At 57.5% G+C, this 17,878-nt stretch carries 17 protein-coding genes; 4 read left to right on the top strand and 13 right to left on the bottom strand.

Features of this window, described 5'->3' with window-relative positions:
• Window positions 1–58: 58 nt before the first annotated feature.
• Window positions 59–2,410 (bottom strand): TonB-dependent receptor domain-containing protein, encoded by a 2,352-nt coding sequence (locus AC22LX_RS10340; protein ID WP_045395361.1) that lies wholly within the window; start codon window positions 2,408–2,410, stop codon window positions 59–61.
• Between the two features lie 323 nt (window positions 2,411–2,733).
• On the opposite strand from AC22LX_RS10340, the gene AC22LX_RS10335 reads away from it, so the two are divergent.
• Window positions 2,734–3,027, top strand: a complete 294-nt coding sequence (locus AC22LX_RS10335; protein ID WP_045395362.1) for an Rdx family protein — start codon at window positions 2,734–2,736, stop codon at window positions 3,025–3,027.
• A 15-nt stretch (window positions 3,028–3,042) separates the two neighbouring features.
• Here AC22LX_RS10335 and AC22LX_RS10330 read toward each other — a convergent pair whose 3' ends face one another.
• Together AC22LX_RS10330 and AC22LX_RS10325 are read right to left on the bottom strand one after the other, a co-directional pair.
• A complete protein-coding gene (locus tag AC22LX_RS10330) occupies window positions 3,043–4,752 on the bottom strand; it encodes a thiamine pyrophosphate-requiring protein (RefSeq protein ID WP_045395363.1) in 1,710 nt (569 codons plus the stop codon).
• A 35-nt stretch (window positions 4,753–4,787) separates the two neighbouring features.
• On the bottom strand, window positions 4,788–5,729 hold the full coding sequence (locus tag AC22LX_RS10325; protein ID WP_045395364.1) for an AEC family transporter: 942 nt from the start codon (window positions 5,727–5,729) through the stop codon (window positions 4,788–4,790).
• Window positions 5,730–5,911: 182 nt separating this feature from the next.
• Here AC22LX_RS10325 and AC22LX_RS10320 point away from each other — a divergent pair, with 182 nt between their 5' ends.
• Window positions 5,912–6,799: a LysR family transcriptional regulator gene (locus AC22LX_RS10320; RefSeq protein ID WP_045395366.1), complete on the top strand. Its 888-nt coding sequence runs from the start codon at window positions 5,912–5,914 to the stop codon at window positions 6,797–6,799.
• A gap of 60 nt (window positions 6,800–6,859) precedes the next feature.
• Window positions 6,860–7,201, top strand: a complete 342-nt coding sequence (locus AC22LX_RS10315; protein ID WP_063447787.1) for a nitrous oxide-stimulated promoter family protein — start codon at window positions 6,860–6,862, stop codon at window positions 7,199–7,201.
• A gap of 341 nt (window positions 7,202–7,542) precedes the next feature.
• Here the strand turns inward: AC22LX_RS10315 and AC22LX_RS10310 are convergent, their stop codons facing one another.
• The 10 genes from AC22LX_RS10310 to hypA all read right to left on the bottom strand — a co-directional run bounded on the left by AC22LX_RS10310 (window position 7,543) and on the right by hypA (window position 17,201).
• Entirely contained in the window at window positions 7,543–8,397 is an 855-nt protein-coding gene (locus AC22LX_RS10310; protein ID WP_045395370.1) for a metal ABC transporter permease, read from the bottom strand.
• Window positions 8,391–9,239: an iron/manganese ABC transporter permease subunit SitC gene (gene sitC, locus AC22LX_RS10305; RefSeq protein ID WP_015370015.1), complete on the bottom strand. Its 849-nt coding sequence runs from the start codon at window positions 9,237–9,239 to the stop codon at window positions 8,391–8,393. Before sitC ends, AC22LX_RS10310 begins: the two co-directional genes overlap by 7 nt.
• Window positions 9,236–10,057 carry a manganese/iron ABC transporter ATP-binding protein gene (locus AC22LX_RS10300; protein ID WP_045395371.1) on the bottom strand — a complete coding sequence of 274 codons (822 nt, stop codon included), beginning with the start codon at window positions 10,055–10,057 and terminating at the stop codon, window positions 9,236–9,238. The genes sitC and AC22LX_RS10300 overlap by 4 nt, the downstream gene beginning before the upstream one ends.
• Window positions 10,054–10,971, bottom strand: coding sequence for a metal ABC transporter substrate-binding protein (locus AC22LX_RS10295; protein WP_045395373.1), 918 nt, complete (start codon window positions 10,969–10,971; stop codon window positions 10,054–10,056). The genes AC22LX_RS10300 and AC22LX_RS10295 overlap by 4 nt, the downstream gene beginning before the upstream one ends.
• A 407-nt stretch (window positions 10,972–11,378) precedes the next feature.
• Window positions 11,379–13,451 carry a formate hydrogenlyase transcriptional activator FlhA gene (gene flhA, locus AC22LX_RS10290; RefSeq protein ID WP_045395375.1) on the bottom strand — a complete coding sequence of 691 codons (2,073 nt, stop codon included), beginning with the start codon at window positions 13,449–13,451 and terminating at the stop codon, window positions 11,379–11,381.
• A 135-nt stretch (window positions 13,452–13,586) separates the two neighbouring features.
• Window positions 13,587–14,597 (bottom strand): hydrogenase expression/formation protein HypE, encoded by a 1,011-nt coding sequence (gene hypE / locus AC22LX_RS10285; protein WP_063447789.1) that lies wholly within the window; start codon window positions 14,595–14,597, stop codon window positions 13,587–13,589.
• The gene (gene hypD / locus AC22LX_RS10280) at window positions 14,594–15,715 is read right to left on the bottom strand and encodes a hydrogenase formation protein HypD (protein WP_047044106.1); all 1,122 of its coding nucleotides are present in this window, start codon (window positions 15,713–15,715) and stop codon (window positions 14,594–14,596) included. The genes hypE and hypD overlap by 4 nt, the downstream gene beginning before the upstream one ends.
• Window positions 15,715–15,987: a HypC/HybG/HupF family hydrogenase formation chaperone gene (locus AC22LX_RS10275; protein ID WP_015703264.1), complete on the bottom strand. Its 273-nt coding sequence runs from the start codon at window positions 15,985–15,987 to the stop codon at window positions 15,715–15,717. Before AC22LX_RS10275 ends, hypD begins: the two co-directional genes overlap by 1 nt.
• The gene (gene hypB, locus AC22LX_RS10270) at window positions 15,978–16,850 is read right to left on the bottom strand and encodes a hydrogenase nickel incorporation protein HypB (protein WP_047044108.1); all 873 of its coding nucleotides are present in this window, start codon (window positions 16,848–16,850) and stop codon (window positions 15,978–15,980) included. The genes AC22LX_RS10275 and hypB overlap by 10 nt, the downstream gene beginning before the upstream one ends.
• A gap of 6 nt (window positions 16,851–16,856) precedes the next feature.
• Window positions 16,857–17,201 (bottom strand): hydrogenase maturation nickel metallochaperone HypA, encoded by a 345-nt coding sequence (hypA, locus tag AC22LX_RS10265; RefSeq protein WP_015370023.1) that lies wholly within the window; start codon window positions 17,199–17,201, stop codon window positions 16,857–16,859.
• 212 nt (window positions 17,202–17,413) lie between these two features.
• Here hypA and hycA point away from each other — a divergent pair, with 212 nt between their 5' ends.
• Window positions 17,414–17,863: a formate hydrogenlyase regulator HycA gene (gene hycA / locus AC22LX_RS10260; protein WP_015370024.1), complete on the top strand. Its 450-nt coding sequence runs from the start codon at window positions 17,414–17,416 to the stop codon at window positions 17,861–17,863.
• The last annotated feature ends 15 nt before the right edge of the window (window positions 17,864–17,878 follow it).

The raw sequence follows: 17,878 nt of genomic DNA, 5'->3' as shown, positions 1-17,878 counted from the left end.
CTACGATGAATATCCCCGGCCCGCGGGCCGGGGTGCAGGTTTGTTATTATTCGGGCGATCAGAAATCGATATTCACGCCCAGTTGCCAGGTCCTTCCGGGCATCACAGCCAGCGCTTTATCGTTGGCATCCTGATTAGTACTGGTCTCGATGTTGCGGCTGCTCAGGTAATCCCAGTATTTACGGTCGGTAATGTTGTAAACCCCGCCGTTGAGACGAACGTTCTTCGCCACCTGCCAGTAAGCGGTCCAGTCCAGCATGCCGTAGCCCGGCACGCGCATATATTCGGTGCTGGAGTCGGCGATGGCGGAGCCGGTGTTGTTGTAGCTCTCGCGGCTGGTGGCGGTGGCCTGTTTGCCCTTAACAAAGGTGGCGGTCAGCGCCGTACCGTAGCGCTTAGCCGGATCGTCCCACGCCACGCCGACGATCGCTTTCATCGGCGCGACGCTGTCGAGGTCGACGTATTTATCGCCGTAGTAGCTGGATTTCGATTTCCCTTCGCTATAGCCCCAGGCGAGGGTGGCGCTCAGGCCATCGACCTGCTCAAACCAGGTGCCGAAGTTAAACTTAGTGCTGATCTCGCCGCCGTAGATATAGGCTTTATCGCGGTTTTCCGCTTGATAAATGGTGTAAATATTCGACGGGACGTTAGTGAATTTGCCCGGATTGTTGGCGCGCGAATAACGCGTATAGGCGATAAAGTTCTTATAGCTGTTGTAGAACAGCGCGGTACGCACGGTGATGCCTTCGGTGACTTCGCCCTTGATACCCCATTCGATATTGTCGCTGGTCTCGGTTTTCAGATCGTTGTTGCCGATTAGCGCGTACTGCTGGCTGCCGGCATAGCTGGAGCCCAGGTTCCACGAACCATACAGCTGGCTGGCATTCGGGAACTGCGCGCCGCGCTGGTACTGCAGATAGGTCATCAGCCGCGGCGTAATGTCGTACTGGAACGCCAGTGACGGCAGCACTTGGGTATCGCTGTTTTTACCATACAGATTCGCCACCGACGATTCGGTGAGCACGCTGCTGTTGGCGCTAAGATCGGACAGATCTTCCGGTTTAGTCGACTGATGCGTCACGCGTACGCCGGGAATAATCGCGAAATTGTGGCTATCGAGATCGAAGTTGATCTTATCCTGCACGTAGCCGCCGAGGGTGTAGCTGCGGCTGTCTGCTTCCGGCTGCATAATTTCGCTGTAGACGCTGGGGATCGGCGACTGGCTAAACGGCCGCTGGGTTTTGGTCGTGCTGGCATTAAAACCGGCGCTCAGGTCGTGACGGCCGATGCTTTTCGCGAGCGCGGTCTGCAGGCCCCAGGTATCGGTATCGTAGTCGGAATTGACCGTCTGCATTTTGCGGGTGACGCTATCCGGCATCCAGGTCCAGTCGTGAGCCTCGGTATGCTGGTAGTAAACCTTGGTCGAGACGCTGTCGATGTAATCGTTCATCGGCGTCCAGTCGTCCTTCAGGCTCAACCCCCAGCGCCGCGTCTGGTTGGTCTGGTTGGCGGTACCGATCACGCTGTTACCGCTGGAGTCCCACGAATCGAAGTGGCTGTGGTTGGTCTTGTGATAGTAGTCGAAGGTGCTGGTGAACTTATGTTCATCGTTCGGCTGCCAGATGCCGGAGGCCATAAACGCGTCAGAGTGCCAGTTTGCCGGGTAAGCGTCGACGGTACCGCTGTTGTTCTCGGTTTCCTGGCCATCGCGGCGGCTGTAGACGAAAATGCCGCGCAGCGTTTCATCGCCGCCGGCGACGGTGACGCCGTTATGCCAACTGCGGTCGGAAGAGTCGTAGCCGCTCTGGTAGCCAAAGGCGCTGGTTTTGTCCGGGCGCAGATAGTCATCCGCCGATTTCGGGCGGAAGGAGACGTTGCCGCCGATTGAGCTGTTAGCGGTCTCGGTTGAGGTGGCGCCCGACTGAATATCCACGCTGCCGTACATATAGGGGTCGATATAATCGCGGCCAATGCCAAAGGTGTTGAGGCCGGAACGGCCGACGTAGCCGCGGCCGGTGGCGTTCGGCTGGGCAATGCCGTCAACATCGATGCCGACGCGGTTACTTTCAAGACCGCGGATGTTGTAGCCGGTATAGCCGCCGCGATCGAAACCGCTTTTACCGTTGCCGGAACCGCCGCTGGCGCCGGTGGCGCTGATGAGGGGTTCATAGCGCATGATTGAGCCGAAGTCGTTGGCGCCTTTGTCCTGCAGTTCCTGCGCGCTCACCGAGTGCTCGCTGCCGGCTTTCAGCTGTGGGGCCGGGGCGGTCACCACCATCTGTTCCGCGCTATCCGTCGTGTTATCCTGGGTCACGGCCGCGATAGCGGCATTCTGCGCGATTGCTGCGAGCAGAGAAGTCGCCAGCAGGCTTTTCTTACGCCATGCTGCTGATTGAGTCGATTTGTACATTAGTAGCCACGCCTTGATAATTATTAGTATCGGCTCACGCGTTACTTCCAGAGTGCAGGTTGGTCCGTGTTTTCCCTGGCGGACAGTGGTATTCCTGATTTAGTAATTGCGAATGGTAATGATAGGTATTATCGTTTGCAACAAAATATTTACCTATACCCTAAATAATTCGAGTTGCAGGCAGGCGGCGACGCAGAGAATCCCCTGGAGCTTACTCAAATAAGTGACTGGGGTGAGCGAGGAAGCCAACGCACATGCAACTTGCAGTCTGACGGGTATATTCTGCATTTTGTTTACATTCCTTCGGACGGGAGCAACACAACATGACTCATAAAGCGGCGGTTACCATAACCTACTGTTCCCAATGCAACTGGATGCTGCGCGCCAGCTGGATGGCCCAGGAGCTGCTGCATACCTTTAGTACCGATATCGCTTCGGTCACGCTGGTGCCCGGTACCGGCGGCATTTTTACGGTGAGCGTCGATGAGGCGCTCATCTGGGAGCGCAAGCAGGACGGCGGTTTTCCGGATGCGGCCGAGCTGAAACGGCGGGTGAGAGACGTCTGCTTCCCGGAAAAAGCGCTGGGGCATGTGGATAATGCCGGGAAGCAGGTCTAAAACGGCTGGCTGTGATTAACGTCCTAGCTCAACGTTGACCAGCACGCTTTGTCGGCGGGTGCGGATAATGGATACCGCCTCTTCCAGTACGCCGGGGAGATCTTCCGCCAACGAAACTGTCAGCGCAGCCGCGCGGCTGGAGGCGGCGAGGGCGGCGAAATCTGGCGACGACGAGAACGCGGTGGCCGGGATAGCGTTCATTTTAGCGGCATAGCCGTCGGGATAGAGCGCCCGGGTGCCGCCCGCCACCGCTCCCCAGCCGCCATTGTTGCCGACCACCACCAGCACGGGGAGCTTCATCACTTCCGCGATGTGGTGGCACACCGCCGGATTGGCAAAGAGATAGGAGCCGTCGCCCACGGCGGCGATGATAAGCTCACCCCGCCGGGCGAGCTGCAGCCCCAAGGCGATGGGCAACGCTTCACCCAGACCGCCCGCCAGCGCTTCCTGGTAATAACTGTCCGCCTGAGTCAGGCCGGCAAACTGCGGCATTGTTGTCAGTTCGGAGACGATCTTCCCCTGGTGTTGGTTGGCAAGCTGACCCAGGCAATAGCTCAGCCAGGGTTTGCCAATCGCTCCTTTTTGGCCGGCGTGGAGGAGGGCTTCACGTTGGTCCTTCGCGTGTTGTATCAGGCTAAGCACATGCTTTTCACGTTCAGCCACCTGCTGTTGCTTCGCCGCCACAAGCGGCTGGAGCGCCTCTTGTAAAAGTTCGAATACCTCGTCGGTTTCTCCGGCCAGATTGATATCGGCGCGATAGCCGCGGACGGGGTAGCGGGAAAAAAGCGGATCGGGGCCGATCTGGATCACCTTACAGCTTTCGTTGCAGCGGCTTTCTTCGATGATCCACGGGGCCTGTGAGTCGATAATGATGATGACGTCGGCAGCGGAAAGCCAGCCTTTGGGATCGCTGCCGGCCAGCATAGGATTGTCGCTGCTAAGGGTGACTTCAGTACCCCAGTATTCCACCACCGGAATAGCCCACTCCTTAACCAGGGTATTGAGCCGCGCAAAGCCACCAGACGTTCTTGCGCCGCGCTGGGCGAAGATGACCGGCTGTCTGGCATTGGCTATCGCATCGGCGGCGCTGGCAATATCCGCCCGCGTTGGCGCATAGCGGACCGGCTGCTGGGTGGGGGAGGCATAAAGCGCTTGTTCATCGATGGTGAACGTTTCGCATAGCGGCTCGCGGGGCAGGCTCAAATACACCGGCCCCTTTGGCAATGAACGGGCTATCGCCCATGCTCTGTCAACATGCTCGCCGACCTGATCGGCAATGCGTAATTCGAAGTCCCATTTCACCGACTCACGAATGAGCGCCGCCTGATCGCGCATCTCCTGGCCGTAGCCAATCGGCGTGTTGCGACAACCAAAGTGTGAATGCTCGCTAATCGGCGTGCGTCCGCCAAAAATCAGCACCGGAATATTGCTGTTGGCCAGATTGATAACGCCGCAGGCGGCATTGGCCAGGCCTACGTTGGTGTGGACCATGACGGCCTGCACTTTCCCGCTCCCGAGATAATAGCCGTGGGCCATGCCGATGGCGGCGTTCTCGTGGGGACATATCACCAGCTCCGGTACCTGTTGTCCCGTGGCGCGCATTTTGGCCCACGCTTCAATAACCGGGGGATAATCGGTACCCGAATTAATAAAAATATAGGCCACGTCGAGGGCCTGAAGCCGGTGCAGTAATAATTCAGCGGCCGATACAGTGATAGAAGTCATATTCTCTCCGGATTAACGCGATGTTATCGCCGTGATTAAAAGGTCAGGAAAATAAATGCGCCCATCGTAATGATGGAAGTAATAATACTTAGCGCCATGGTCGAGGCCATTTCTTGCTCGCCGGACTTATATTGCATGGCGATAATAATGGCGATCGAACCCACAGGAATCGCCATCGTTAATACCACTTGTTTTATTTGCTCCATGCTGAAACCCATTTTTAACAAAATGAGGTAGCAGGCGCCGGGCACCAGAATATTACGAGCGATGACGGTAATAATGGTGGCTGAGGTGATGACAATGCTGCGAGTATAAAGCACGATGCCTGCGGCAAACAGCGCCAGTCCGCCGGAGGCCTTACCCAGCAGCCCTAGCGACATTGATACAGTTTCAGGAATATGAATATCCATTAATACTAATATCAGCGCGACAACCGGCGACCATACCACCGGCTGCTTGATGGCGTTGATCACCCGCGTGGTAAAAGAGATATTCTGGCTTTTATCCCCCGTTGCAACGGACATCAGAATCATCACCAGCGGAAGCTGGAAGACATTTTGCGTAATACTGGAAACAGTAATTAATGAGGCGCTGACGGTGCCGAATAAAAAAGCCAGTACCGAGGTGCCAATGAAGGGAACGGCCGGCGAGCCGATGGCCAGAGCCTGTAAAGTACTGAGCGCCAGGGAGCGTTTGCAGATATAACGGGCAATAACTAAAGGAATAACAAAACTCAGAATTAGCGCAAGGATAATGGCGATGGCGACAGGGCCCATGCTCATCACGATATGCCGCGGCGTCATGACCATATTACTGAAAATACTCAGTGGTAAAGCATACAGCATTACAATTTTATTAATATCACCAGCCTGTTGCCAATTGAAGTCTTTACGTTTACCGCTGATATAGCCAATGAGAACGGTAATGATAACGGGTAATATAGCGCCAAGAATTAATAGAATGTTGTTCTGTGTCATAGTGATGTATTCTCATTATAAATTATTGTTAGAGACAGAGTGTTGAACTATAAATATTGAGAATGATTCCCCCCTGGAAATTCGCCGCTGTTGCAATATTGATTTTCCTTGACTACTGCATTTTTGACGCAAAAAGAAGCGAGGGGGAAATGTAAAAACAATCCGTTCAATGAGTAATTGTCATGGCTATGAAAATTAAACAGATACAAGCCTTTCTGACCGTCGCCAGCGAAGGGAATATGACCCTGGCAGCGGAGAAAATGGGGATTACGCAATCCGGACTCAGCCGATTGTTGCTGTCCCTGGAAGAGGATCTGAATGCCACCTTATTTGAACGGCACAAGCATGGAATGGCGTTAAGCGAGTATGGCAGCGCGTTTTTACCCTATGCCATGACAATGTTGAACACGGAGAACAAGGCCAGAGAGGAGATGGCGCTGATCCGCGGAGCGGGCAAGGGGATTTTGAGAATCGGCTGCGTATCCAGCCTGTTAACCAGCCACTTTATTGATAAATTAGCCGCCTTTCATAAAAGCCATCCCCGGATACATATCAAAATCTTCGACCGCATTGACTCAGAGTTATTTAAACTGCTGCTGATGCATGAAATAGATATCGCCCTTTGCGGGCCCTTGCCCCACGACGATAAAATCGTGGTTCGCGGAAAAATTAACTGGCAGGACCGTATTTGTATCATTTCAAGGCCAGACCATCCGCTGCAAAAAGACAAGCGCCTGTCGCTTGCGGCGATGCTGGATTATCCGTGGATCATGCCGCCGCCGTTAAGCACGCCGATGCTTATCCTCGAAGATATTTTTCGCTCGCATCAGCTGCCCTGTCCGGTTCCGATTATCGAGTGCGCTTCATCCGCGGCGATAAAATCCTTTATCGCTGAGAGCGACCTTTTAACGTCAATGCCCGCCCCCGTCTATCGACTGGAAGAGAAGCTTGGATTGTTGCGCCCGCTGGAAGCGGAAGGCAGCGTGTTTGTCAGAGATTTCTATGCCTGGAGCCATTTTGGCGTGTTATCCGGAGCCGCGCTGCAGCTAATTCAGCATCTGAAGCAGTGAGATGCCCTGATAGATACAAAGGTATATAATGAATGCATCTTATTGGCTTGAGGCTGTGGCATGGGTAAGCGCATCGACCGTGAAAAAAAGACTATCAGTTGTATGATTCGGCTGTATCAACGCCGCTGCCCGGACGCTCGTGACGAGGGTGAACATTACCAGGCGCTCAATACCTACGCCGACAAGCGCCTGGATAAGTGCGTATTTGGCGAAGAGAAGCCGGCCTGTAAACAGTGTCCGGTACACTGCTATCAACCGGCGAAGCGGGAAGAGATGAAGCAGATCATGCGCTGGGCCGGGCCGCGGATGCTCTGGCGGCATCCGATTCTGACCATTCGTCACCTGATTGACGACAGGCGGCCGGTGCCGGAGCTGTCGGAAAAATACCGGCCGAAAAAATAGCGGCCTTTCCCCGGCTTGCGCTGCGCTTCGCCGCCACCGGGGATCGCGGTTGAAGGAGCGTAGATACTGTTATCGGTTGGCAACTTTTTTAAGGGGTTCTCCCGGACGCGGCGCGTTGCGCCTTCTCCGGGCTACCAAATCGCACAGCGCTGTAGCCCCGGTAAGCGGCAGCGCCACCGGGGGTTTTGAGATCGCCAACACCGACAGTTTCAGCCAGCATGGTGAATAAATTAAAGGCAGGCCGCACGGACTGTAGGTCGGATAAGCGTAGCGCCATCCGACAATTCTCCCTGCTCGCGCTGCGTTTAGCAGGGCTACAGCTCCTGGCATTCATGCTGGCGTTAGCCGCTACCGGAGAGCGTTGCTGACGCCTTCTGTTTCTGGCCGTCACGGATCGTGCTGGCGACAAAGGCCAGCACGAACAGCGCGGTAAACAGCACCACGATGGTTGGCGCCGGCGCGCTATCGAGATAAAACGACAGCCAGACGCCCGCCAGCGAACAGCCCACGGCGATTACCGTTGCCAGCAATAATGCGCTGACAAAGCGCCGCGTCAGCAGCAGAGCGATAGCGCCGGGCGCTATCAGCAGCGAAATCGACAGAATAATCCCCACCGACTTTAACGTCGCGACGATAGTCAGCGCGATCATGCAAAGCAGGCCATAATGCAGCAGCCCGCAGCGCAGGCCGCTGGCTTTGGCCTGATTCGGATCAAAAGCGTGCAGTAAAAAATCGCGCCACTTTAGCCCGATAATCAGCGCAATCGCCAGCGCAATCACCGCCGTTTGCCCGATATCGCTGGCGGATATTCCCAGCATATCGCCAAACAGAATATGGTCGAGATGGACCTCGGATTGAATCGCCACGTACAGCACCAGCCCGGCGCCGAACATCCCCGAGAAGACGATCCCCATAATGGTATCGCGTTTGATGCGGCTATTATCGTCGAGAAAACCGGTGGCGACGGCGCAAAATAAGCCGGCAATAAACGCGCCGATGGCGAAGGGGATGCCGATAATGTAGGCCACCACCACGCCGGGAAACACCGCGTGGCTCATGGCATCACCCATCAGCGCCCAGCCTTTTAACACCAGAAATACCGACAGCAGCGCGCAGGGGACGGCGACGATCGTCGCCACCAGCATCGCGTTGACCATAAACGGAAACTGTAATGGTTCAAGGAGCATCGTTAGCATGAGGCCTCCCTGGCGCGGCGGCGGTTGGCCAGCAGGCCGTGCTTCGGCGCGAAGACAAAGGTGGCTAAGAACAGCAGCGTCTGCGCCACCACGATGATGCCGCCGGTGGCACCATCAAGATAGTAGCTCAGCCACGCGCCGAAGAAGCTGGTCAGGCTGCCGATAGCGACGGCAATGGCCAGCAGACGCGGGAAGCGGTCGGTTAACAGCCAGGCGGTGGCGCCGGGCGTCACGACCAGACAGATGACCAGAAACGCGCCGACGGTTTGCAGCGCCGCCACGGTGCAGGCAGCCAACAGAGTGAAGAACAGCAGCTTCAGGCCGCTGGTGTTAAGGCCAATTGAGCGGGCATGGTTCTCATCGAAGAAGGTGACCATCAGGTCTTTCCACTTCAGCAACAGGATCGCCATCGAAATAAAGCCAATCGCCGCCAACTGGATAATATCCTCCGGAGCGATGGCGAGAATGTTGCCGAGAATAATGGTTTGAATGTTCACCGAGGTCGGATTCAGCGACACCATAAACAGGCCGATGCCGAAAAACGATGAGAAAATCAGCCCGATGATGGCGTCCTCTTTAAGCCGCGAACGCTGGTTAAGAAACAGCATGCTGCCTGCCGCCAGGCCGCCGGAGAGAAACGCGCCGAGCGCAAAGGGCAGGCCGAGCATATAAGCGCCGGCGACGCCGGGAACGATCGAGTGGGAGAGGGCGTCGCCAATCAGCGACCAGCCTTTGAGCATCAGGTAGCAGGAGAGAAAGGCGCAGACGCCGCCGACTAATGCCGAGACCCACATCGCGTTGAGCATGTATTGATAGCCAAACGGCTCCAGCAGCCAGCTCATCGTTGGCCCCCCGCCGCGCGATGGCTGATAAACGGCCGCTCATCGTCGGTAATAATGCGTTCTTCCGCACCGGTGAGTGTGACGTGACGCAACACGCCGCTGAAGGCCAGTTCCAGGTTCTCGGCGGTGAAGGTGGTCTCCGTCGGGCCGCTGGCCAGCACGGTGCCTTTCACCATCACCGTGTAATCGCAAAATTCGCTGACTGAACCGAGGTTATGGGTAGAGACCAGCATGGTACAGCCTTCGTCGCGCAGTTCTCGCAGCAGGGTGATGATCCGCGCTTCGGTCTGCACATCGACGCCGGTAAACGGCTCATCGAGCAGGATCACTTTGCCTTCCTGAGCAATGGCGCGGGCGAGGAACACGCGCTTTTTCTGCCCGCCGGAGAGCTCGCCAATTTGCCTTTCGCGGTATTCGCTCATCCCTACGCGGGCCAGCGCGGCATCGACAATCTGCCGGTCGCGGGGCTTCGCCCGCCGCAGCCAGCCCATATGGCCATAGCGGCCCATCATCACCACATCTTCCACCAGCACCGGAAAGGACCAGTCCACCTCTTCCGATTGCGGTACGTAGGCGACAAGGTTTTGCCGGAGCGCGCGGTTGACCGGCTGGCCGAGAATGGCGATATCGCCGTGGCCGACGCGCACGAAGCCCATCAGCGCTTTGAACAACGTCGATTTACCGGAACCGTTGACCCCCACCAGCGCGGCAATCGATCCGCGCGGTACGCTGAACGTTGCATCGCGAAGGGCGGTGTGGCCGTTGCGATAGGTCACCGTGACCTGGTCGACGATAAGTCCCGCTTGTGGCGCAATCATGACTGTTTCCTCAGGCCATCGTTGATCCCTTTGACGATGGTTTCGGTGGTGACGCGCAGCAGGTCAAGATAGGTCGGCACCGGGCCGTCGGCGGCGCTCAGTGAGTCGACATACAGTACGCCGCCATAGTGGGCGCCGGCTTCACGGGCGACCTGTCGCGCCGGTTTGTCGGAGATGGTGCTTTCACTGAAGATGGTCGGGATATGCTCCTTCTTCATGGTGTCGATGGTTTTGCGCACCTGCTGCGGCGTGCCCTGCTGGTCGGCGTTAATCGGCCATAGATAACGCTCCTGCAGGCCGTTATCGCGCGCCAGATAGGAGAATGCGCCTTCGCTGGTGACCAGCCAGCGTTTGTCTGCCGGCAGTTTCGCCAGTTCGGCCTTCAGCGGCGCCATGGTCTGGCGGATTTTATCTTTGTAGGCCTCGGCGTTACGGCGATAGGTGTCGGCATTGACGGGATCGTATTTCACCAGCGCATCGCGAATATTATCGACGTAGATCAGCGCATTATCCGCCGACATCCAGGCGTGCGGGTTGGGCTTGCCGTTGTACGGGCCATCGCTGATGCCCATCGGCTGAATACCGTTGCTGACCACCACTTCCGGTACGCCGTTCAGGTGCTGATAAAAACGGGCGAACCACAGTTCGAGGTTGAGACCGTTGGCGAGAATGAGCTTCGCCCCCTGCGCGCGTTTGATGTCGCCCGGCGTCGGCTGATATTCGTGAATTTCCGCGCCCGGTTTGGTGATTGAGCTGACGTCAGCGGCGTCGCCGGCGACGTTCTGCGCCATATCGGCGATCACGGTGAAGGTGGTAATGACTTTGAATTTTTCTTGCGCCTGAGCGGGGGCGATGGCAAGCAGCGCTAATGCGGCGGAGAACAACAGGTGCTTGAACGGCGGCAGATGCGGCATAGGATCCCTCACAGTATTGCGATTAATTAATCATCGTTTATAGCCTTTGCTATGTTATATAGCACAAGCTATTTATAAATGAAAATAATTCTTATTTAGATGTTGGGGTAATGATTAGGTTGAGAAGGATTGTGAGGGGGTTTAACCCAAGGCGGTCAGGTATTCGATTGGTCGCGCCGTTATTTTGTCGGATGGCGCTACGCTTATCCGACCTACGGTCCATGCGCGATTTGGTAGCCCCGGTAAGCGTAAGCGCCACCGGGGAGAGCGCAAGCGGTTGTGCCGTTATTTTGTCGGATGGCGCGATGCTTATCCGACCTACGGTCCTGTGCGATTTGGTAGCCCGGAGAAGGCGCAATGCGCCGCCTCCGGGAAAATCCCTACGCCATGAGAGACATATCGCCGGGCTAGACTAACCGATCCTTATTAATGCCTAAACGCTTCATGCGCGACAGCAGCGTCGTGCGCTTGAGCCCCAGGCGCTGGGCGGCGCCTTTTGGCCCGGCCACCACGCCGTTGCTCTCTTTCAATACCCGGACGATCAGCTGATATTCATCTTCGCCTTCCTCCGGCAGCACTTCCGGCGCCAGCGTCTCCTGTTCAATATGCATTTCCGGCAGCGACAGTTGCAGTACGTTGCCGCGGGTTAACAACACCGCGCGCTCGACGACGTTTTCCAGCTCGCGCACGTTGCCCGGCCACTCCATGCGCGAAAGCGTACGCAGGGTCTCCGCCGGAATACTGTCGATGTTGCGCCCCAGACGGCGGGCGATTTTGAAGGTGAACGCTTTCACCAGCAGCGGAATATCGTCCGGCCGTTCGCGCAGCGGCGGCAGGTGGATCGGGAACACATTGAGCCGATAGTAAAGATCGCTGCGGAATTCACGATCGATAACCATCTGTTTGAGATCGCGGTTGGTGGCGGCGATCAGCCGTACATCGGTCTGAATCAGTTTATTGCTGCCCAGACGTTCGAATTCCTGCTCCTGGAGAACGCGCAGCAGCTTCGGCTGCAGTTCCAGCGGCATATCACCGACCTCATCGAGGAACAGCGAGCTTTTGTCCGCTAGTTCGAAACGGCCGATGCGCTGGGCGCTGGCGCCGGTAAAAGCGCCGCGCTCGTGGCCGAACAGATCGCTTTCCAGCAGGCCCGCGGGCATCGCCGCGCAGTTCATTTTCACCATCCGTCGGCCGTTGCGCCCGCTCAGGTTATGAATAGCGCGGGCAATCAGTTCCTTACCGGTGCCGGTTTCACCGAGAATCAGCACCGTACTGTCGCTCTGCGCCACCATCTCCACCTGCTTGAGCACGCTGTGCATCGCTTCGCTGCGACCGATGATTTCGCCAAACTCGCTTTCGACGTTGTTGAGCTGTTCGGTGAGCGCCAGGTTTTCATCCACCAGCCGTTCTTTCAGCCGCTGGATTTCGCGATAGGCGAGGGCATTATCGATAGCTATCGATACGCGCTCGGCGATTTGCCGCAGCAGTTTAAGGTTAGTAGTGGTAAACACCTGCTCATCGCACTGCGCCAGCTTCAGCACCCCGAGCAGCGTATTACCGGACATGAGCGGCAACAGGCACAGAGTCTGGATCTGGTTATCCCACATCTCGAAGAGCATTTTCTCATACGGCGCCAGCGAGTCGTGCTCATGCAGATTGAGCAACAGCATCTCTTTGCTCTTAAACACCCGCTCGGTTAGCGTGCCGGCTTCATCGACTTCGCTTTGGTCGTGGACCGGATGGCTGGCGTCGAGATAGTGGGTGGAGTAGATATTGAGCTTGCCTTTGCGGTTGCTGCGCAGCACCACGCTGATCGCGTCGATGCGGAAATAGCGGTGGATCTCTTTCGCCACCTCGCTGACCAGCTCGTCAATATCGAGGCGCGACAGGACGGCGTTGGTGATGGCCACCAGGATGCGGAAGTTATCGCGCTCGTGGCACAGGAGGTCGTAATCGACATTGTTGCTGACCCGGTTTTGGATCTGCTCGGTGACGACGGCGACAATCTGCGCGAAAGTATGCAGGCGCTGGTACTCTTTTTCGCTCCATGGCCGGTTGTCGTCGCGGATGAACTCACAACCGCCGAAGATGCGGCCTTCTGCCGCCAGCGGCAGCAGGCAGTAGTAGCCGAATTCCGGGTAAATGCCGCTGGCGGCCAGCTGCGGCCAGGTTTCGGCGAAGGTCGCGTTGTCGCAATGTAGCGCGTCGGGGCGCGACAGCAGGCGGCGTACCGGGCCGTGAGCCAGTACGGTTTCATCTTCGTAGCTTGCCGGCTGCCCGGCGTCGTCGCAGGCGTACCTGGCGGCGCGATGGTTGCCGTGGTTCCACAAGATAATCGCCGCCCGGTCGGCAAGCGCGGATTGCTGCACCAGACGGGTTAGCGTTTCGCTCAGCGCGGCCAGATCGGGCTGCTGTAATAAAATACGGGTGATATCAAACAGACCCTGCTGCCCGAGATCGCCCATTGATGTATACGACATTGCTTAAGTCCAAAAAGCGCCGCAGCGCGGCGCAGAATAAAGAGATGAATCAAATAATAGTCTGTTAATAAAACAATTGTTGCCGCTTTGACGTCGCCAGGATAAGGCGGCTGCCGCCCTCCGGCCGGTCAGTGGTTAGCAAATTCTCGGCAGCGGCTCGGCGTGGGGAAGATCGAGCGTGCGTTTAACGCCATATAACCCAACGGAGCGCACGCCGGCGCGCTCGACAACGTCGCCAATTATCGCGGCATACTGCCCGAGCGGGTGAGACCGTAAATGCTCAAGTACGCGCGGCGCGGCTTCTCTGGCGACGGCAATCACCAGTTTACCTTCGTTGGCGAAATTCAGGGCGTCGAGCCCCAGCAGTTCGCAAACGCCGCGCACCGTATCGTTGACCGGCAGCTTCGCTTCATGCAGCTCGATACCGCAGCCGCTGGCGGCGGTAAACTCGTGCGCCACCGCGTTGACGCCGCCGCGGGTGGCGTCGCGCAGCGCTTTGATGCCCGGAATCTCGCGCAGGGTCTGGATAAGCGGCGTCAGCACCGCGCAGTCGCTGGATAATGCGCCGTCCAGCCCCAGCTGTTCGCGCAGGTTAAGAATGGTGGCGCCGTGATCGCCGAGCGTGCCGCTGACCAGCAGCACATCGCCGGCGCTAATCTGCTGCGCTCCCCAGTGAATATCGCCGGGGATGGCGCCAATACCGGCGGTATTGATGAATATTTTATCTGCCGCGCCGCGCGGCACCACTTTGGTATCGCCGGTCACAATGGCAATTCCAGCTTGCTGAGCGGTAGTTGCCATGCTGCGCACCACCGCTTCCAGCGTCGCCATCTCCAGCCCCTCTTCGAGAATAAACCCGCAGGAGAGATAGCGTGGCACGGCGCCGCTGACCGCGACGTCGTTGGCGGTGCCGCAAATTGCCAGTTTGCCGATATCGCCGCCGGGGAAAAATAACGGATCAATGACGTAGCTGTCCGTTGAGAAGGCCAGCCGATCGCCCTGGGCGGCAAGCCCGGCGAGATCTAAACGCGCCTGATCTTCCTGTTCGGCCAGCCAGGGGTTGGCGAAGGCCTGCATAAACAGCTCGCCAATGAGTTGCTGCATCGCCTGACCGCCGCTACCGTGAGCTAACTGAATGCTTTTCATGCTTTATTTTCCTGACTGCGATATTGATACCAGGCGGCGCAGGCGCCCTCTGAGGAGACCATCAGCGCGCCAAAGGCGCTCTGCGGGTTGCAGACGCGACCAAACAGCGGGCACTGGTGTGGTTTACAACGCCCGGTCAGCACTTCACCGCAGCGGGCGCGCGGGTCGTCGCAAACGCGCTGCGGCGCCGGGCGGAAATGGGCCTCGGCGTCAAAGCGTTGATAATCTGGCGTCAGGCAAACGCCGGAATCGTTGATCGTCCCCAGGCCGCGCCATTCGCTATCGCCGCTCAGGCAAAAGACCTCTGCGATTGCCGCCTGCGCCAGCGCGTTACCGGCATCCGGCACCACGCGACGGTACTGATTCTCTACCTGACTGCGCTGCGCTATTTTCTGCTCAACCAGCATGATCACGCCTTGCAGTAGATCAAGTGGTTCAAATCCAGCAACGACTAATGGCCGATGATAGTCGCTGGCGATGAAACCGTAGGCGTCGGTGCCAATCACCATACTGACATGGCCGGGGGCGAGAAACGCATCGATACCGTTGTCCGGCTGGTCCAGCAGGCTGCGCAGCGTCGGCAGCAAGGTGATGTGCTGACAGAAAAAGTAGAAGTTGTCGACGTTGCGCTCGCGGGCCTGACGCAGCGTCAGCGCGGTGGCGGGCATGGTGGTTTCGAAACCGAGACCAAAAAAAACCACCTCGCGCTGCGGATTCTGCTGCGCCAGCCGCAGGGCGTCCATCGGCGAGTAAACGATTCGCACATCGGCGCCGCGACTCTTCGCCTGCAGCAGCGACCCGTTTTTTCCCGGCACGCGCATCGCATCGCCAAAGGTGCAGAAAATCACCTCCGGGCGGCTGGCTATCTCGATACACGCGTCAATGCGGCCCATCGGCAGGACGCACACCGGGCAGCCGGGGCCGTGAATAAATTCAATATTCTTCGGTAATAGCTGGTCGAGGCCGAATTTAAAGATGGCGTGGGTATGGCCGCCGCAGACCTCCATCATCCGCAGCGGGCGGGCTTCACTGTAGTCCAGCAGCCGGGCGCGCTGCTGCAGATGTTCGACCAGCTGCAGCACCTGCTCCGGCGCGCGGTATTCATCAACAAAACGCATTATCGCTCCTCGCCGTACAGCAGCGCGCCGACGTCCGGTTCCACCTCGAACATGTTTTGCAGCGCCTCGAGGGTATCGCGCGCTTCGGCTTCGTTAATCACGCTCATGGCGAACCCGACGTGTACCAGCACCCACTGGCCGATGCGCGGCTGGCCCTGTTCATCGACGGCGCCGACCAGCGTTAGATCGACTTCGCGCTGAATGCCGCACACTTCAACCTTTGCCATCACGCCGTCAATCGTGCGAATTTGCCCCGGAATGCCTATGCACATCGCTGCGTCTCCAGCCAGTTAAGCCACTGGTCCATGCCTTCGCCGCTGGTGGCGGAGAGCAAAATAATCTCGATATGCGGATTCACTTCCCGCGCGCAGGCGAGGCATTTCTCAACGTCAAAGTTAAGGTACGGCAGCAGGTCGACTTTGTTGAGCAGCATCAGGCTGGCGGCGGCAAACATATGCGGATACTTCAGCGGTTTATCTTCCCCTTCGGTGACCGACAGCACCGCCACTTTATGACGTTCGCCAAGGTCGAAGCTGGCCGGGCAGACCAGGTTGCCGACGTTTTCGATAAACAGAATGCCGTTATCGCCAGCCGGCAGACGCGCAGAGGCGTCGGCAATCATTTGCGCATCGAGATGGCAGCCCTTGCCGGTATTGACCTGAATCGCCGGCGTGCCGGTGGCGCGGATACGCGCGGCATCGTTGACCGTCTGCTGATCGCCTTCAATGACCGCGCAGTCGACGATGCCTTTCAGGCGGGTCAGGGTTTCGGTGAGCAGGGTGGTTTTACCGGAGCCGGGGCTGGAGACCAGATTCAGCACCAGTTGATTGTTCGCCGCGAAGCGCGCGCGGTTGCGTGCCGCCAGGCGATTGTTTTTATCCAGCACGTCGATTTCGACTTCCAGCATCCGCCGCTGGCTTTGCCCCGGCGCGTGGGTACCCGCTTCGCCGTGGCCGTAATGCAGATCGCCTTGCGCGCTGCGGGTCGGGGCAAAGTTATCGGTTTTCACGCCGGTGATGGTCATGGTCTGGCGCGGGGCGGGGGCGAAGGGGGCGCTGCGAAACGCCGAGTGCGGGTTATGTTCATCGCCTTCGATATAAAGGTTGCCTTCTCCGCAGCCGCATGTCGTACACATAATCTTTTACTCCAATTCTAAACGCTGAATCTGTAAGCCATCATCCGCCACGATCTGCAACTGGTCGTTATCGCAGTGCGGGCAGCGGCGGACGTGCTGAGAGACAAGATGCACATACTGCTGACAGCGTTCACACCAGCATTCGGCCTGTTGTTCGGCAATGTGCAGCGCGCAGCCTTCCGCCAGCGTGCCGCGGCACACCAGTTCAAAACAGAAGGTGAGGGCGCTGGCCTCCACGCAGGAAAACGCGCCGACCTTCAGCCACACGCCGGTGACCCGGCGCGCGCCGTTTTGCCGCGCCTGTTGCTCAATAATTTCCAGCGCCCGCTGGCTTAGCGTGATTTCGTGCATGTTGGCCTCCGTTAATACTATGGCGGCTATATGCAATAACGATGCCAGGAGACCATAAACGGTGGGGGAACTGTCGATGACGACGACGTGCGGCTGTCATCGACATGTCGTGATGGCGCGCGAGTTTTTAATAATTCATTTAAATTCAAATAAATAAATATTGGCATGGAAAATGCTTAACCGGTGCATCTCATGTAACGGGAGGATCCGGGATGACAATTTGGGAATTAAGTGAAAAGGCGGACTACATCGCCGATCGTCACCGCCAGCATCAGGAGCAGTGGCACACCTACTGCAACTCGCTGGTTCAGGGCATCACCCTGTCGAAAGCGCGTCTGCATCACGCGATGAGCTGCGCGCCGGACAAAGAGCTGTGCTTCGTGCTGTTCGGCCACTTTCAGGTATATGTCGCGCTGGCGGAAGGCTTTAACAGCCACACCATCGAATACTACGTAGAAAGCAAAAATGGCGATGACAAACGGCTGATCGCCCAGGCGACGCTGGATGCGGAAGGCGTAATTGACGGTCGCATCAGTAACCGTTCCCGCGAAGCGGTGCTGGAACACTACCTGGCGATCATCGCCACCGTCTATGACCGTCTGTATGAGGCCATGGAGCGCGACCAGCCGGTGGATTTAAGCCATCTGGCGCAGGTCCATTAATTGTGAAGTGTCGAC

Source organism: Klebsiella sp. PK01 (assembly GCF_057624675.1).
The sequence above is the reverse complement of the archived record's forward strand: the minus strand, read 5'-3'. Positions and strand labels throughout refer to the sequence as shown.

What these genes read in the sequence shown, in the direction of transcription:
- hypD (WP_047044106.1), bottom strand. Translation starts at nt 15,715, where the DNA reads ATGCGTTTTGTTGATGAATACCGCGCGCCGGAGCAGGTGCTGCAGCTG.
- AC22LX_RS10315 (WP_063447787.1), top strand. Translation starts at nt 6,860, where the DNA reads ATGGGTAAGCGCATCGACCGTGAAAAAAAGACTATCAGTTGTATGATT.
- AC22LX_RS10340 (WP_045395361.1), bottom strand. Translation starts at nt 2,410, where the DNA reads ATGTACAAATCGACTCAATCAGCAGCATGGCGTAAGAAAAGCCTGCTG.
- AC22LX_RS10320 (WP_045395366.1), top strand. Translation starts at nt 5,912, where the DNA reads ATGGCTATGAAAATTAAACAGATACAAGCCTTTCTGACCGTCGCCAGC.
- AC22LX_RS10295 (WP_045395373.1), bottom strand. Translation starts at nt 10,971, where the DNA reads ATGCCGCATCTGCCGCCGTTCAAGCACCTGTTGTTCTCCGCCGCATTA.
- AC22LX_RS10275 (WP_015703264.1), bottom strand. Translation starts at nt 15,987, where the DNA reads ATGTGCATAGGCATTCCGGGGCAAATTCGCACGATTGACGGCGTGATG.
- AC22LX_RS10300 (WP_045395371.1), bottom strand. Translation starts at nt 10,057, where the DNA reads ATGATTGCGCCACAAGCGGGACTTATCGTCGACCAGGTCACGGTGACC.
- hycA (WP_015370024.1), top strand. Translation starts at nt 17,414, where the DNA reads ATGACAATTTGGGAATTAAGTGAAAAGGCGGACTACATCGCCGATCGT.
- AC22LX_RS10330 (WP_045395363.1), bottom strand. Translation starts at nt 4,752, where the DNA reads ATGACTTCTATCACTGTATCGGCCGCTGAATTATTACTGCACCGGCTT.
- AC22LX_RS10325 (WP_045395364.1), bottom strand. Translation starts at nt 5,729, where the DNA reads ATGACACAGAACAACATTCTATTAATTCTTGGCGCTATATTACCCGTT.
- AC22LX_RS10310 (WP_045395370.1), bottom strand. Translation starts at nt 8,397, where the DNA reads ATGCTAACGATGCTCCTTGAACCATTACAGTTTCCGTTTATGGTCAAC.
- sitC (WP_015370015.1), bottom strand. Translation starts at nt 9,239, where the DNA reads ATGAGCTGGCTGCTGGAGCCGTTTGGCTATCAATACATGCTCAACGCG.
- hypA (WP_015370023.1), bottom strand. Translation starts at nt 17,201, where the DNA reads ATGCACGAAATCACGCTAAGCCAGCGGGCGCTGGAAATTATTGAGCAA.
- hypB (WP_047044108.1), bottom strand. Translation starts at nt 16,850, where the DNA reads ATGTGTACGACATGCGGCTGCGGAGAAGGCAACCTTTATATCGAAGGC.
- AC22LX_RS10335 (WP_045395362.1), top strand. Translation starts at nt 2,734, where the DNA reads ATGACTCATAAAGCGGCGGTTACCATAACCTACTGTTCCCAATGCAAC.
- hypE (WP_063447789.1), bottom strand. Translation starts at nt 14,597, where the DNA reads ATGAAAAGCATTCAGTTAGCTCACGGTAGCGGCGGTCAGGCGATGCAG.
- flhA (WP_045395375.1), bottom strand. Translation starts at nt 13,451, where the DNA reads ATGTCGTATACATCAATGGGCGATCTCGGGCAGCAGGGTCTGTTTGAT.